Source organism: Chryseobacterium phosphatilyticum (assembly GCF_002899825.2).
Taxonomy (GTDB): Bacteria; Bacteroidota; Bacteroidia; order Flavobacteriales; family Weeksellaceae; genus Chryseobacterium; species Chryseobacterium phosphatilyticum.
Genome location: NZ_PPED02000002.1, coordinates 224159 through 240327, shown reverse-complemented (window position 1 = coordinate 240327; position 16169 = coordinate 224159). Strand labels below are relative to the sequence as shown.

The 16169-nt window shown below is 36.3% G+C and carries 11 protein-coding genes and 1 pseudogene; 1 reads left to right on the top strand and 11 read right to left on the bottom strand.

Going from position 1 to position 16169, the window contains the following annotated elements; translation table 11 throughout:
• Positions 1-38: 38 nt before the first annotated feature.
• The 10 genes from C1631_RS08255 to C1631_RS08210 form a co-directional block, all read right to left on the bottom strand.
• The gene (locus C1631_RS08255; protein ID WP_109711626.1) at positions 39-1592 is read right to left on the bottom strand and encodes a hypothetical protein; all 1554 of its coding nucleotides are present in this window, start codon (positions 1590-1592) and stop codon (positions 39-41) included.
• 58 nt (positions 1593-1650) lie between these two features.
• A complete protein-coding gene (rpoB, locus tag C1631_RS08250) occupies positions 1651-5472 on the bottom strand; it encodes a DNA-directed RNA polymerase subunit beta (protein WP_103247200.1) in 3822 nt (1273 codons plus the stop codon).
• A 438-nt stretch (positions 5473-5910) separates the two neighbouring features.
• Positions 5911-8508 (bottom strand): T9SS type A sorting domain-containing protein, encoded by a 2598-nt coding sequence (locus C1631_RS08245; RefSeq protein ID WP_109711624.1) that lies wholly within the window; start codon positions 8506-8508, stop codon positions 5911-5913.
• A gap of 30 nt (positions 8509-8538) precedes the next feature.
• On the bottom strand, positions 8539-9672 hold the full coding sequence (locus C1631_RS08240; RefSeq protein WP_123966624.1) for a phage tail-like protein: 1134 nt from the start codon (positions 9670-9672) through the stop codon (positions 8539-8541).
• Positions 9673-9802: 130 nt separating this feature from the next.
• Complete coding sequence (locus tag C1631_RS08235) at positions 9803-10309, bottom strand: hypothetical protein (protein ID WP_109711622.1); 507 nt, start codon at positions 10307-10309, stop codon at positions 9803-9805.
• Positions 10310-10578: 269 nt separating this feature from the next.
• Positions 10579-10947 carry a 50S ribosomal protein L7/L12 gene (gene rplL, locus C1631_RS08230; protein ID WP_103247204.1) on the bottom strand — a complete coding sequence of 123 codons (369 nt, stop codon included), beginning with the start codon at positions 10945-10947 and terminating at the stop codon, positions 10579-10581.
• A gap of 46 nt (positions 10948-10993) precedes the next feature.
• On the bottom strand, positions 10994-11587 hold the full coding sequence (gene rplJ / locus C1631_RS08225) for a 50S ribosomal protein L10 (RefSeq protein ID WP_103247205.1): 594 nt from the start codon (positions 11585-11587) through the stop codon (positions 10994-10996).
• Between the two features lie 17 nt (positions 11588-11604).
• Positions 11605-12297, bottom strand: coding sequence for a 50S ribosomal protein L1 (gene rplA / locus C1631_RS08220; RefSeq protein WP_045501112.1), 693 nt, complete (start codon positions 12295-12297; stop codon positions 11605-11607).
• A gap of 11 nt (positions 12298-12308) precedes the next feature.
• Positions 12309-12755, bottom strand: a complete 447-nt coding sequence (gene rplK, locus C1631_RS08215) for a 50S ribosomal protein L11 (protein WP_047099700.1) — start codon at positions 12753-12755, stop codon at positions 12309-12311.
• A 312-nt stretch (positions 12756-13067) separates the two neighbouring features.
• Positions 13068-13694 (bottom strand): hypothetical protein, encoded by a 627-nt coding sequence (locus tag C1631_RS08210; protein WP_228441124.1) that lies wholly within the window; start codon positions 13692-13694, stop codon positions 13068-13070.
• A gap of 96 nt (positions 13695-13790) precedes the next feature.
• Here C1631_RS08210 and C1631_RS08205 point away from each other — a divergent pair, with 96 nt between their 5' ends.
• Positions 13791-15740, top strand: a complete 1950-nt coding sequence (locus C1631_RS08205; protein ID WP_103249861.1) for a BspA family leucine-rich repeat surface protein — start codon at positions 13791-13793, stop codon at positions 15738-15740.
• Between the two features lie 43 nt (positions 15741-15783).
• Here C1631_RS08205 and C1631_RS08200 read toward each other — a convergent pair.
• Positions 15784-16169, bottom strand: a pseudogene (locus C1631_RS08200) (hypothetical protein); the annotation flags it as partial.

Genomic DNA, 16169 nt, shown 5'->3' with positions numbered 1-16169 from the left:
AATACTTAACAAGCATCAAAAGATCAAACTTTATTGGTCTATTGTTTCTCTTTTTTAAGTTTCAGCAGTATAACGTTATCATAATCAGGCTGCCACACTTTAAGAGGATTAGGATAGGTTTTAACAAGATCGAAATCCGATAGTCCTATTTTACTAACATTTCTCTTTAAGAGGCTGCTTCTTGCTATATAAGAAACAGTACCACTTTTATTAACAGTTTCAATTCCTATAAACGTTATCGTTCCTTTTTTCTGAAATCCTGATGGCAATACAACATAATCAATAGTATTCTCCGCCAGAAACTTTTCAAAAGGCATTGATGCCATCTTCTCAAAAAAGCTTTTATCTGCCACCAAACCATCGGCAGGGATCATTTGCAGATCTGAATAAAATGCTAATTTCCCAGGCATATCATAGGTAAAAACCCTGGAGCCTGCCGGAAGATTTTTCTTCAGATCTTCTGCAATTTCTTGTACTTTATCTTTTTTACTCTCCTTTATTTTTTCATTATCTCCTGCTGCATTATAGCCTAAACTTATATTTGTATTAGCCTTTACATAAGAAATCGAGCTCAAAAAAATAGTACATCCCACCAGCAGAACACCTACTGCTACTTTACTTTGCTTAATACCGGATTTTAGTAAAAATACATTCACCATATCATTCAGCATAAAGGCAACAGCCAACATCTGCATTACAAAATACCACTGTCCTATTTGTGACTGAAAATACATGTTATATAATAACTGTACGATAGCCCCGGTTACAAAGTATAATTTTAATTTTCTAAAATCTACCTTCGTAAAGGAAAGCAGTACTGCATATATCAAATTTGAAGCAAGAAAAATAGTTCCCCAAAGATTCCCAAAAACAGAGCCTTCAGCATAGGGAAAACTTGATTTTATTCTCCCGCTTATCGGAACCATATTCCCGAATTCAAATTTATTATACAATAAGTATCCGCCAACAAGCACAATACTTACTCCTGCAGCTTTTATCAGGTCTCCTGTTCTGGGTCTTGTATCACCGGATAAACAATATAATCCTAAAAAAACAAGGATAAAAACATTGTCCAACCGGGATAAAAACACCATACTGGTCGCTAGTCCCAGGAGCCATCCGTTTACTGTTTTGCCTTTTATCAGCAAGTTGAGCAGTAATGCAATGCAAAATAAATTAAGGTGCGCCTCCGTTAAATATAAGGTACCGAGTGAGAAAAAAACCAATCCCAAAAACCCGACTCCTGCTATTTTCCCAATCCCTCTGTCTTTAAACAAAGGCTGCAGATATTTTATACTTAAAAAGAACAATACAACCTGTATCAGCCACAGCACATAAATCATTTCCTGTTTAGGAAGTACTGTCATGAAGTCTGCAATGATACATACTACCATCCACAAGGGATGAAAACCATTTGTAGAGTAAATGTCATTAAATTTAAAGCCTAATCCGTTCACAAAATTGTGGGCGATTTGTGGATAAAAGAACCCGTCATCAGCCGGAAATTTAGCAGGGCTCAACAAGAAGAACAGGGCTGGAATTGCAAAAAGCCAATATCCATATTTTTCTGTTTTGCCTAAATTTTGCAACATTATACTTTCAAATATGATTTATAATTAAAGTTTGTTCTAATTAATTAAAAGATTTAATTTATTCCTCCAATCTTACGTCTAGTCCAAGACCTTGTAACTCGTGAAGTAATACGTTGAATGATTCCGGAATACCTGGTTCAGGCATCGATTCACCTTTAGCAATTGCTTCATACGTTTTTGCTCTACCAATTACGTCATCAGACTTCACTGTTAAGATCTCTCTAAGAATGTTTGATGCACCGAATGCTTCAAGTGCCCAAACCTCCATCTCTCCGAATCTCTGTCCACCAAACTGAGCTTTACCTCCTAACGGCTGCTGAGTAATCAATGAGTAAGGTCCGATAGAACGTGCGTGCATCTTATCATCAACCATGTGTCCTAGTTTCAACATGTAAATGATACCTACAGTTGCAGCCTGAGTAAATCTTTCTCCGGTACCACCATCATAAAGGTGAGTGTGACCGAATTTAGGAAGACCTGCTTTTTCTGTATACTCAGTAATCTGCTCAAGACTAGCTCCGTCGAAGATTGGCGTCGCGAACTTCATACCCAGTTTCTGACCAGCCCATCCAAGAACTGTTTCATAAATCTGACCGATGTTCATACGAGAAGGTACCCCTAGTGGATTCAATACGATATCTACAGGTGTTCCGTCTTCAAGGAATGGCATATCTTCTTCACGAACGATTCTTGAAACGATACCTTTGTTACCGTGACGTCCTGCCATTTTATCCCCTACATTCAGTTTACGTTTCTTAGCGATGTAAACTTTAGCCAACTTCATGATACCTGCTGGTAGCTCATCTCCGATTGAAATTGCAAATTTCTCACGGTTTTTAACTCCTTGAATATCGTTATACTTGATTTTGTAATTGTGAATCAATTGTTTGATCAATTCATTCTTGTCAGCGTCTACTGTCCAGTCTGCACCACTAACGTTTACATAATCTTCAACTGAAGTCAATAATTTGTGAGTGAACTTCACACCTTTACCGATAATTTCTTCATCAAGGTCATTTTGTACCCCCTGAGAAGTTTTACCGCTTACCAGTGTATTTAATTTTTCAATTAAAGTATTTCTCAACTCATCAAACTTAGCCTTGTAAGTGTTTTCAATTTCTTCAAGTCTAAGTTTCTCTTCAGTTCTTTTCTTTTTATCTTTAATATTTCTAGAGAACAATTTCTTGTTGATCACAACCCCTCTTAATGAAGAGTCAGCTTTTAATGATGCATCTTTCACATCACCAGCTTTATCACCGAAGATTGCTCTAAGAAGTTTTTCTTCAGGAGTCGGGTCAGATTCACCTTTTGGAGTAATTTTACCAATCATGATATCTCCAGGCTTCACTTCAGCACCGATTCTGATCATACCGTTCTCGTCAAGATCTTTAGTTGCTTCTTCAGAAACGTTAGGAATATCTGCTGTAAGCTCTTCCATACCTAATTTAGTATCACGAACTTCAAGAGAATATTCATCTACGTGGATTGAAGTAAACCAGTCTTCACGTACAACTTTTTCGTTGATTACGATTGCATCCTCGAAGTTGTACCCTTTCCAAGGCATGAACGCTACTACCAAGTTTCTACCAAGAGCCAATTCTCCTTTTTCAGTAGCATAACCATCACAAAGTACCTGTCCTTTTTCCACTACATCCCCTACTCTTACGTTTGGTCTTAGGGTAATTGTTGTACTCTGGTTAGTTTTTCTGAACTTAGTAAGTTTATATGTTTTCGTTGCAGGTTCGAATTGTACTAAATCTTCGTCCTCGCTTCTTTCATATTTAATAGTGATCTTATCAGCATCCACATACTCTACAGTACCTGTACCTTCAGCATTGATCAAAATTCTTGAATCTCTTGCAACTTGTTGCTCAAGCCCTGTACCAACGATTGGAGCCTGTGGCTTCAATAGAGGAACGGCCTGACGCATCATGTTGGATCCCATCAATGCACGGTTCGCATCATCATGCTCAAGGAACGGAATCAATGAAGCGGAAATACCAGAGATCTGGTTTGGTGCTACATCGATAAGGTTTACCTGAGATGGCTCAACTACCGGGTAGTCACCATCCAATCTTGCAATAATTCTGTCTGTTAAGAAGTCACCGTTATCACTCAATTCAACGTTTGCCTGAGCAATTACTTTGTCTTCCTCGTCTTCTGCATTAAGATAAATAGGATCAGCATTAAGATTAATCTTACTGTCTTCTACTTTTCTATATGGAGTTTCGATGAAACCTAGTCTGTTGATTTTAGCATAAATACCTAAAGATGAAATCAAACCGATGTTTGGTCCTTCCGGAGTTTCAATCGGACAAATTCTTCCGTAGTGAGTATGGTGAACGTCACGAACCTCGAAACCTGCTCTTTCTCTTGATAAACCACCAGGCCCTAGTGCAGAAAGTCTACGCTTGTGCGTGATTTCTGATAGAGGGTTGGTTTGGTCCATGAACTGAGATAGCTGGTTGGTCCCAAAGAACGAGTTGATTACAGATGTTAATGTCTTAGCGTTAACAAGGTCAAGTGGAGTAAAGATTTCGTTATCTCTAACGTTCATTCTTTCCTTGATCGTTCTTGCAATTCTTGAAAGACCTACACCGAACTGTCCTGCTAATTGCTCACCAACAGTTTTAATTCTTCTGTTTGATAGGTGATCAATATCATCAACATCAGTTTTTGAGTTTACAAGCTCAATTAAGTGTCTTACAATCGCAATAATATCTTCTTTTGTAAGAACTTCAGTTGTAGTTGGGATGTTTAGACTTAATTTTTTATTCAATCTGTAACGTCCTACTTCACCAAGAGAGTATCTCTGCTCAGAGAAGAATAATTTTTCAATGATTCCTCTTGCTGTTTCCTCATCTGGTGGATCTGCATTTCTTAACTGACGATAGATATACTCTACTGCTTCTTTTTCAGAGTTAGTAGGGTCTTTTTGTAATGTATTCTGGATGATAGAGAATTCATTGCTGTTTTCTTTGTGAATCAGGATAGATTTCACACCAGCGTCCAGGATAAGATCCAAATGTTCTTTTTCAAGAATTGTTTCTCTATCTAAGATGATTTCGTTTCTTTCGATAGAAACTACTTCACCTGTATCTTCGTCTACGAAGTCTTCGAACCAAGTGTTCAATACTCTCGCAGCCAATGTTCTCCCTTCTACTTTCTTAAGGGCAGCTTTAGAAACTTTCACTTCTTCAGCAAGGTCAAAGATCTGAAGGATATCCTTATCAGATTCGTACCCGATAGCTCTTAATAAAGTTGTTAATGGTAACTTTTTCTTACGATCGATATACGCGTACATTACGCTGTTGATATCGGTTGTAAATTCCATCCAAGATCCTTTGAAAGGAATAATTCTTGAATAGTAAAGTTTGGTTCCATTCGCGTGGTAAGTTTGTCCGAAGAATACACCAGGTGAACGGTGAAGCTGTGTAACAATAACTCTTTCTGCACCATTGATGATGAAAGATCCACTTGGTGTCATATAAGGAACCGGACCTAGATATACATCCTGAACCACGGTTTGGAAATCTTCGTGTTCCGGGTCAGTACAGTACAGTTTAAGTCTTGCTTTTAGAGGAACTGAATAAGTAAGTCCTCTTTCCACACACTCATCGATTGAATAACGTGGAGAATCTACCAGATAGTCTAAGAATTCTAATACGAATTGGTTTCTTGAATCCGTAATTGGGAAATTCTCTTGGAAAGTCTTGTAAAGAGCTTCTGTCTTTCTGGCTTCAGGAAGTGTATCAAGCTGGAAAAACTCTCTGAAAGACTCAATTTGGATGTCCAAAAAGTCTGGAGTGATGATTTTTCCTTTCGCTGATGAGAAATTAATTCTCGGATTTCCTTGAGTTGTTGATTTTGTTTTACTCATAAAACTTTTAAGAAAGGGTTAAAAAATATTTTGATTCATTAAAAAATATCAGAAAAGAACAAGAAACAAGGTAAAAGTAAAAGGTAAAAGTGTTTTTGGCGCTCACGAAGGACCTTAGAAATCTTTTAACTTTGCACTTGGCTCTTTCTAACTGCAACACTGGTATATCTTTTCACAGCGTAATGCAAAATATTTTTATTACTTTTGAGGCAGCATTACTGCAATATCTACAAACACGAAATCCCTTCCATGTTTCACACAATGAAAGAGTTGATTTTCAGTATTTTATAAATTTACAAACAATTTTTCGCGCCAAAAGAAGTGCAAAGATACAAAAAATTATCCATAATTACAAAATAATCACGCTCATTTTGAGGCTATTAATATAAAAAGGGCCACCATTTCTGGCAGCCCTCACAACACAAGCTTTCTTATGGGTTATTTCACAATAACTTTATAAGATTTTACCGTTGATTTAGTTTCTATGGTAATGATATAAACTCCTGTAGGTAATGCCGAGGTATCAATACTGGTACGTCCCGAGAATTTACCAGATTTTATCGTCTTCCCTTCTGAGGAGAATAAAGTATATATCCCTTCTTCTGTAGTTGTAACCATAAGACTTTCTCCAGCTTTTACCGGGTTAGGATAGATTTTCACGTCACTTACAGTATCAGTGATTTCTGAAGCGCTGGTAATTTTCGCACTTCCTGAAGTATTTTTCAATAGCGAAGCATAAGGTGAAAGCGGAGAATTTGGAGCTCCTCTCTTCACAAGATCCGTATCTACAACTGCCTGAATGCCATCTCTATCTCTGTCATCAATTGTAGAGATAAATCCTCCTCCTAAAGTATCAAGATTACCTTTCCCGATTTTATAAAGATCCAGATCTGAACCATTGGACATTACGTCAAGGAAGTCAGGCTTATCATCACCATCAGTATTTTTGACTGCATATTTCAGAACTCCGGAATCAGGAGAAGTTTCCAGAATATCTGCAATACCATTTTTGCCTACCGGAATATTGCTGTCAACAATCCCATTGTGGTCTGTGTCAATCTGATTGATTACCGATCCGGGAATTCCCGATTCAAATAAATCTAAAATGCCATCATTATCGGAATCAAGGTCAAGATAATTCGGAACTGAATCTCCCAAAACAGGTGTTAATAAAATATCTCCTTCAGCATCATCGTCCTGGAACTTACCATTTTTATCAAAATCTTCCACAGCATCAGGGATTCCATCATTATCAGAATCAAGATCACAAGCATCTACAATACCATCACCGTCAGTATCTAATGCAGGCGATTTATCATTTACTACTGTACATCCTTCAGCGCAATCAGGAATACCATTCCCGTTATTATCAATGCTATCATCCCCTCCCGGACATTGGTCAAAACAATTAGGTACTCCGTCATTATCATCATCCCTGCTGGCAAAAGCATTATATACATAGTAGTTCTGAGGAATACGAACCGAAGTACCACTGTTGAAAGTAATTTTAATACGGTTAAAAGGTTTGGTTGCTTTACCTCCTACATAAAATTTATTTGAATTTGTAGTGAAGAAGTTTCCACTGATCAGACTTCCTGAGCTGGTAAATGTATCTGTTGTTGTATTTCCGTTATATAAAGTCACAGTAATGTTTTCAAGCACGCTAACTCCGATAAGATTCGCTGCTTTTTCCACTGTAAAACCAGCCATTGTATTGGCAGGAAGAGTAGTATTACTACTTACTGTAGCATAGGAAGAGAAAATACTGAATAATGATGCGGCTGGTATAGTCGCAGTAGCATAATTGGAAGGATTATTGTCTACAATGGCTTCCGGATTGATCATTTTAGCAAAAATAAGTCCCAGAAATCCCGGACCTGATGTCCAACTGCTTCCTGTTACTAAATTTCCGGGAACTGAAGAACCATTTGTCTGGATTTTATCATCACATTCGCAAGAGATTGGTTCTTCAAAGGCATAGTAAACATTTAACTTTCCTAAATTAAACCCTAATGTTTGAGTGATTTTTAATCTTACTTCATTAAAAGGTTTCGTCGTGGTCAAAGTAACTTTTTGTTTTCCGGAACCATAACCTAAGACTTTGATATTAATCAGACCACCTCCATCTGACAGTTGTTTTGAATCCTGAAGCTGCCCGAATAGATAAGTTTCAATAGTAATATTTTTAAGAAATTCAGCACTCAACAGCTTACCCTGATCATCAGGTTCAATGACAAAACCTGTTCTGTTTCCTGCAGGATATATCTGATTTTTATCCAAAACTCCTACTGAATAAGACCCCAACAAGCCTATTGGAAGAACAATTGATCCGTAAGAATTTTTATTCCCGTCTCCAATTCTTTCTCTGTTCTGTACATAAGACAATGGCGCCAGGAAACTACTACTTCCGGATACGTTGCCATCAACACCACTTCCTGCAATGATATCATCACAAATACCATTATTATCTGTAGGCACTTTTACCGGATCAAAAGCAAAGGCATAATAGACATTCATTGCACTGAAGACAGACAATACGTTGGTCTGATACAATCTCACCTCATTAAATTCTTTTGAGGTTTTAAAGTGAAGGAAAATTCTGTTTTTATTTCCGCCGAAAGCAGGCACGGACAACAATGTACTTGTGGTTGTTGTTTCCTGTAGCACGCCATTTTTATAAGTACTGATCCTCAATGAACTCAGAAGGTCTATTGTAATAAAACTTGTCCCAAGATCTACGTTAAATCCTGTAATATATCCGGCAGGATAGGTAGAATTATTATTTTTCACGGAAATTCCGTTTCCACTGATCAATGAAGCAAAGTTTCCCATGCTTACACTGTTATCCAAATTAGCATCTATTACAGGATTCATACTTCCGTTATAGCATGCTAAACAAATTCCTGAATTATTTACAGGCTTTGCTTCCACTCCCATCCCTCGGATAGGTTCATAGCCTTGCTGTGCCAATACTATGGCAGACATCATTAATGTCATGAGCATTGCGGCCAATTTCACAAATAATTTTTTGGTCATTTTTGTTATTTTTATAAGGTTTGTGTTTGTTTAATTATATAGTGCTTTCCATGTGCTGCCATTGCATCCTTCATGTACTTTAGCAGTTGCATTATAGCGAATAGCTCCTTCTTCAGCTGATGTACATGAGAAAGTAGGATTAGTAATCCCCTTCATTTGAAGAGCAGCCCCAGTTGCTGTATCTGCTGTAGGAATCATATTAATTCCCACTATTGTATTATTTCCGTTATTTTTATTGAAAAAAGCATGGGCTTTATTGGCATATACGTTTTGGCCTGCCGCCGCCTGTCCTGAGACCCCAAATGCTACAGCTTCTGTACCCACTGCTGTATTTCCTGATCCTATAGCAATATTATTGGAAGATGCCGTATTTCCACTTCCAATGGTAATTCCACCGTTATTTGTATTACTGTTCCCCAAAGTTAATCCGATGATCCCGGTTACCGTATTTGAGTTCCCGAACACAAGATTATTAGGTCCTGTTGCATTATTAGAATTTCCGATTATTTTAGCACCATTGGTTGCCTTATTAGCCAGACCAATAGCAACAGCCGGGAAATTTCCCTGAGCTGATACTGTATTATCTTTCCCTAAAGCTATATTGGAAGATGTACTGTTGGTCAGTATATTATTGGATCCCCAGGTAAAAGAAGCAAATGAGCCTGTTGTACTATTGGAATTCCCTCCCTGTAAACTCCCATTAACATCTAAAATACCTTTCACATTTTTTTGAGTAGCCAGTACGAGATTTTGTCCGTCACTGGTCCCTAAATAATTTCCTGAAGCGATATCTGCTCCTAAAGTTGCAGACGTTGCTACTGTACCTGCATTACCTACAGTACGCCAATCAACACTTAGACTTCCCCATTTTACCCCATCAAAATAATAGTACCCGGGTGAAACAACGTCAACAGTTTGTCCTGTCGGTGTGGTTTCTGCTACAGTGACATATACTATTGCCCCGGTTTGTGATGTGGTATAATTTTTAGCTTTAAGCTGTACTCCTGTGAGTCTGGGTGCAATGAAACCATCCGGTTTATTAGGATTAGCAGGAAACCCCGTGACATCAAATGTAGCATTTGGTGATTCAATATTAATCCCTACCTGTGCGATAGCTATGGAGCTCGCAGATAAAAATGCGAGAGTGAATAATTTGATTTTCATTTGTAATGATATTTGTTGTTTTTTTGTATAAATTTTTATGCAGAGACCATCATCATACTCTCTCATTCAACTCCTGAATGAAAGGCTGATAATTCTACCAAAGAAATAATAAGATTGTGGAAATCGTATGTTATACTGAAATGCGTGTCAGCTTATCCGGGTTTTTAATGATACCATTAAAACCATCAACTAGTTCAAAAGCAAACTCACTGAACTTTTTGCTTTTCCCCGATAGCACTATAGCGTTATTGGGTTCAACTAAGTTTATTGGCGCCCAGTGTCCCCCAATTTCAATATACTTTAAATTTTTAAGCAAGAGTGAACAAAAGTCATGGTCATTATGGGCTCCGGGAAAAGTATTTTTGTAAAAATGGTAATTAAAAATGGTATTGAGAATGCCATTTACTTTTATAGCATTACCCTCTAATCCATTCACTGTTAATGGGCTTCTTTTTAATAAGGGCTGATGTGCAGACTTAGAAATATCTGCAAGACGTATTTGTAGCTCTTTATTACTTTTATCTGCAGGTATTCTCAATGCGGCAGATATAACCGTAGTGCTCAATTTTCCTACAGACAATAGTAATAGCAGAAAAACTATCCTGCGTCCATAAGAACGAAAGTAATTTCTATCCAATTAGTGTTTTTTTTCGATGCAAATATAATAAATTTTTAATTAAAACAATGTTTTAATAATAAAAATTCACAACAATGTAATAAAAACAAAAATAAAATTAAACAAACTAGTAAAAAATTATAAATTAAATAAATATAATAAAATATTTACATAAAAAAAACAACAATATCTAAATACTTTTATTGATTAAATTTCACATTTATAGGGTATTAGCAAAAAAAAAGCCTGAGCAAACTGCTCAGGCTTCTATATTAATGATACAATTGAAATTATTTCAATTCTACTTCAGCACCAGCTTCTTCTAATTGCTTCTTAAGAGCTTCAGCTTCGTCTTTAGAAACTCCTTGCTTAATAGCAGCTGGAGCACCATCTACGATATCTTTAGCTTCTTTAAGACCAGCACCAGTTAAATCTTTTACTAATTTAACGATAGCTAATTTAGAAGCACCTGCAGACTTAAGAATTACGTCGAATTCAGTCTTTTCTTCAGCAGCTTCACCTGCACCACCTGCAGCAACTACTACAGCAGCAGCAGCTGGCTCAATTCCGTACTCATCCTTAAGGATAGTAGCTAATTCGTTTACGTCTTTTACAGTTAGGTTTACTAGCGTTTCAGCTAAATTTTTTAAATCTGACATTGTTGTAATGTTTTTGTTGATTATTTATTTAATTTTTTGAGTGTAATTATTCAGCACTTGGAGTTTCTTCCGTGCTTTCTGCAGCAGGAGCTTCTGGAGCTTCAGCAGCAGGAGTTTCTTCTACAGCAGGAGCAGCTTCTTCAGCTTTAGCTTCTACCGTTTCAGGCTTGTTTTGAAGAGCAGAAACAACTCTCTGGATTGGAGACTGAAGTAATCCGATGATTTCACCGATCATTTCTTCTCTAGACTTGATGTTAGCCAACATGTCTAGGTTGTCATCACCAACGTAGAAAGTTTCTTGAACAAAAGCAGATTTCAAAGCTGGCTTTTCTTCTTTCTTTCTGAATCCTTGGATTAACTTAGCAGGAGCATTAGCTGTTTCAGCAATGATCAACGCTGAGTTTCCTTTGAAAGATGGGAACATCTCAGAGTAATCTACTCCTTCGATCTGCTCCATTGCTTTCTGTAAAAGTGTATTTTTTACAACTTTTACTTTAATATTTTGCTTGAAAGCCTGTCTTCTGAAATCAGAAGATTTACCAGCGTTCAAACCTTCTAGATCTGCTACGTATACTACTTTTGCATCCTGAAGCAAATCTTTGATCTCTTGTATTGCTACAACTTTTTGGTCTTTTGTCATTGTCTTAAGGATTATTATTAGTTAACAGATTTAGTATCAATTGCAATACCTGGGCTCATTGTAGAAGACAAATAAATGCTCTTCACGTAAGTTCCTTTAGCAGCAGTTGGTTTCATTTTGATCAAAGTAGAGATCAATTCCTGAGCATTTTCCTTGATTTTAGCAGCATCGAAAGATACTTTACCAATACCAGCATGGATAATACCGTATTTATCAACTTTGAAATCAATTTTACCAGCTTTTACTTCAGTTACTGCTTTACCAATTTCCATTGTTACAGTTCCTGATTTAGGGTTTGGCATTAGACCTCTTGGACCTAAAACTCTACCTAATGGACCTAATTTACCCATAACAGCTGGCATCGTAACGATAACGTCAACATCCGTCCAACCGTCTTTGATTTTTTGTAAATATTCGTCAAGACCTACATAATCAGCACCAGCAGCTTTAGCTTCTGCTTCTTTATCTGGAGTTACAAGAGCTAATACTTTAACATCTTTACCAGTACCGTGAGGAAGAGATACTACACCTCTTACCATTTGGTTTGCTTTTCTTGGGTCTACACCTAATCTTACAGCGATATCTACTGAAGCATCAAACTTTGCAGTGTTCACTTCTTTCACAAGAGCTGAACCTTCTTCAAGGTTATAGATTCTTCCTTTTTCTACTTTGCTTAAAGCTTCCTTTTGCTTTTTTGTTAGTTTTGCCATTTCTTTAAGTTTTAAGCGTTAAAAGTTGGTTTAGTTCCTGTTACTCTTAATCCCATAGATCTAGCAGTACCTGCAACCATAGAAACTGCAGAATCCATTGTAAAACAGTTAAGATCCGCCATTTTATCTTCAGCGATTTTCTTTACTTGTTCCCAAGTTACAGAACCTACTTTGTTTCTGTTTGGTTCACCAGAACCTCCCTTGATCTTAGCTGCATCCATTAACTGGATTGCTGCAGGTGGAGTTTTAATAACGAATTCAAAAGATTTGTCTTCGTATACTGTAATTACTACAGGTAAAACTTGCCCTGGCTTATCTTGGGTTCTTCCGTTAAATTGCTTACAAAACTCCATGATGTTCACACCTGCAGAACCTAATGCCGGACCTACTGGTGGAGAAGGGTTAGCTGCGCCACCTTTCACCTGAAGCTTTACCATTTTAAAGACTTTCTTAGCCATTGTTTGTTTTTTAAATTTGAATAATTAATGAGTTTGGAAGCATTTATTATTCAGCAGGTTATGCACTCACATAACAATAAACCTACTTTTTGGACTGCAAAAGTATAAAATATTTTTTAAATAGCAAACGGAATTTGCTGATTTTTAAAAAGTTTAATTCTTTTTTGCATGACATTTTCTTTTTTCTTCATGACTTTCTATTCAACTCCCATCTAAAAACTAAGGAGCTAATCATCCATGACTTATCGGATTTACACAACAAAAAAGGTCATTCTTACTGAACAACCTTTTATTATAGAATAAAATTAATCTCTAAAAACCTGACGGTTTATTAATGGTTTGAGTCGAACCATCAGTTCCCCCCAGATCAGCATTAACATCATTTATATTATGTTTTGTAATCAATCTCTTATAAGCCATCAAATAAAGATCAACGGTGAAATTATTATAAGTTCTTGAAGGATTAGCCGATGTTACAGCAATAATTCTACTATCCGTAAATCTGGCTCTGATATGCCATGTTCCATTGCTCTTGAATGCAACTACATCAGGTGATCCTTGTTTATTATCATTCACTCCATTATCTCCGTAATCCAACATAACGTTAGTTGTTCCGTCATTGAGTTTGAATGAATAGTTATGAAGCACCACAAGGAAATTATTGGCATCTATTTTTGTATCATAGTCTGTAATTCCTGTTCCGGATACTCCGGTCAGAGAAAGTTTCAGGTAATTAAATAATCCACTGCTTTCCAGTGTAGGATCATAGAGTTGCATTGCATTTTCTGAAGTAGCTAAAAAACTACCTCCGGTCATGGTAGGTTCACCCGGATTTCTAAGGTATAAAGAATTCGTGTGCGTTTTTCCATTGACATCAAAAATCTCTGTTGATTCAATATTGATTATCTTTTCGCTTTTGCCACTCAATATCAATGCCACAATTCTATATCACATTATTAAAAAATTCTATAATAAAAACTAACTTCGCTTTTACACCGAGGATTGTTATTTTTGTAGCACAAAAAAATTAATACCATGAAATTTAAAATTTTATTTCTAAGCATTTTTCTTTCTATTTTCACACTTTTCAAAGCACAAAGTGAATTCGTTACGATTTGGAGACCTAGTTCACTTAATCCAATTAGCTTTTACGCTCAGGGAACAAATTATACAATTTCCTGGGAAGAGGTAGGAACACCATCACATCATGAAACTTTAACAAATGTAACATCTACAAACAACAGTCTTTTTACATTAGATGTGGGTATTTCTACCACACCTGGTGCATTATATATTGTTCGTATCAGCAATGGAAATGGAAACTTCAATAGAATTCGTATGAATGGGAATAAAGCCCTTATTAATGTAGACCAATGGGGAAATAGTATTCAATGGTCCAGTATGGCTCAGGCATTTTACAATTGCACTAACTTAGTGGTAACAGCACCGGATATACCCAATACATCAAATGTAACAGACTTTTCAGGGATGTTTTACTATTGTTATTCTATGACCGGCCATCCTTCCATGAATAACTGGAACATGTCCTCTGCCACCAATCTTTCCAACATGTTTTATAATACGTCAGTTTTTAATCAACCTCTTGGAAACTGGGATACGTCTAATGTAACCAATATGTCCAGCATGTTTTATAATGCAGCAATTTTTAATCAACCGATAGGAAATTGGAATACTTCTAAAGTTACTGATATGTCTAAAATGTTTATGAATGCAAATAAATTCAATCAACCGATAGGAAATTGGAATACCACAAACGTAACAGACATGTCTCAGCTATTTTCAGGTGCATATGACTTTGACCAACCTCTTGCAAATTGGAACACTTCCAAAGTCACCAATATGGCCAGGTTATTTCAGGCCACAAAATTTAATAAACCTATAGAAAACTGGGATACTTCCAAAGTAACAAATATGTCATATATGTTTAATGGTAGCTTTAATCAGCCGATAGGAAATTGGAACGTATCTAATGTAACTGATATGACGGGCATGTTCTATGGCTCAGGATTTAACCAACCTATTAATAGTTGGAATACTTCTAATGTAACATCGATGTACAGTATGTTTGCTTATTCAAGCAACTTTAATCAACCGATAGAAAACTGGGATACTTCCAAGGTGACCGATATGATTAGTATGTTTTATGAATCAAAAGCTTTTAATCAGCCAATAGGAGGTTGGAATACTTCTAATGTGGCTTACATGATCAGTATGTTCGCAAAAGCAAAGGCTTTTAATCAACCAATAGGAAACTGGAATACCTCTAATGTATTGAGTATGCGCTCAATGTTTACTGAAAACAAAGTTTTTAATCAGCCTATAGGAAACTGGAATACTTCCAAAGTAGCAGATATGTCTTATATGTTTGATTATACAAGTGCTTTTAATCAACCCCTTAATAGCTGGGATGTTTCAAATGTTAAGTATATGGATTTTATGTTTTACTATTCTGAGGCCTTCAATCAACCTCTAGGCAATTGGAACTTAGCTCAACGCCCAGTAACCAACCAAATATTTGCTTACTCTAATATTTCATGTATTAATTACGATTTGACATTAATCGGATGGGCAAACAATCCGGCTATCGTTAATAATCTAGGGCTGAATGCAAGTGGGGTACGGTATTCTTCACCAGCGTCTGTAAATGCAAGAAACTTTTTAAAAAATACTAAAGGATGGACAATTACCGGTGATTATTATGACGCTACTTGCAATAATACACTTTCTACTGTTGAAACCAGTAAAATGGAATTTGAAGTCTATCCAAATCCGGCAAAAAATAAGTTATTCTTTACTGAAAAAGTATCCAAAATAGAAATTTATTCTATAGATGGTCGATTACTAAAAAATAATATTACGTCCGAAAATGTTATAGATATTTCAGATTTACCTAATGGGCTGTATATTTTAAAAGCACTAAATAAAGCCAATAATACAGTTTATAAAAAAATTAAAAAAGATTAATTAAAATTAACCCCTCTTAATTTCTTAAGAGGGGTTAATTTATCTAAAAACCTGATGGTTTATTAATGGTTTGAGTCGAACCATCAGTTCCCCCCAGATCAGCATTAACATCATTTATATTATGTTTTGTAATCAATCTCTTATAAGCCATCAAATAAAGATCAACGGTGAAATTATTATAAGTTCTTGAAGGATTAGCCGATGTTACAGCAATAATTCTACTATCCGTAAATCTGGCTCTGATATGCCATGTTCCATTGCTCTTGAATGCAACTACATCAGGTGATCCTTGTTTATTATCATTCACTCCATTATCTCCGTAATCCAACATAACGTTAGTTGTTCCGTCATTGAGTTTGAATGAATAGTTATGAAGCACCACAAGGAAATTATTGGCATCTATTTTTGTATCATAGTCTGTAATTCCTG

Excerpts from the sequence above, each read along its gene's own strand:
- C1631_RS08255 (WP_109711626.1), bottom strand. The coding sequence starts at position 1,592 with ATGTTGCAAAATTTAGGCAAAACAGAAAAATATGGATATTGGCTTTTT.
- rpoB (WP_103247200.1), bottom strand. The coding sequence starts at position 5,472 with ATGAGTAAAACAAAATCAACAACTCAAGGAAATCCGAGAATTAATTTC.
- C1631_RS08245 (WP_109711624.1), bottom strand. The coding sequence starts at position 8,508 with ATGACCAAAAAATTATTTGTGAAATTGGCCGCAATGCTCATGACATTA.
- C1631_RS08240 (WP_123966624.1), bottom strand. The coding sequence starts at position 9,672 with ATGAAAATCAAATTATTCACTCTCGCATTTTTATCTGCGAGCTCCATA.
- rplL (WP_103247204.1), bottom strand. The coding sequence starts at position 10,947 with ATGTCAGATTTAAAAAATTTAGCTGAAACGCTAGTAAACCTAACTGTA.
- rplJ (WP_103247205.1), bottom strand. The coding sequence starts at position 11,587 with ATGACAAAAGACCAAAAAGTTGTAGCAATACAAGAGATCAAAGATTTG.
- rplA (WP_045501112.1), bottom strand. The coding sequence starts at position 12,297 with ATGGCAAAACTAACAAAAAAGCAAAAGGAAGCTTTAAGCAAAGTAGAA.
- rplK (WP_047099700.1), bottom strand. The coding sequence starts at position 12,755 with ATGGCTAAGAAAGTCTTTAAAATGGTAAAGCTTCAGGTGAAAGGTGGC.
- C1631_RS08205 (WP_103249861.1), top strand. The coding sequence starts at position 13,791 with ATGAAATTTAAAATTTTATTTCTAAGCATTTTTCTTTCTATTTTCACA.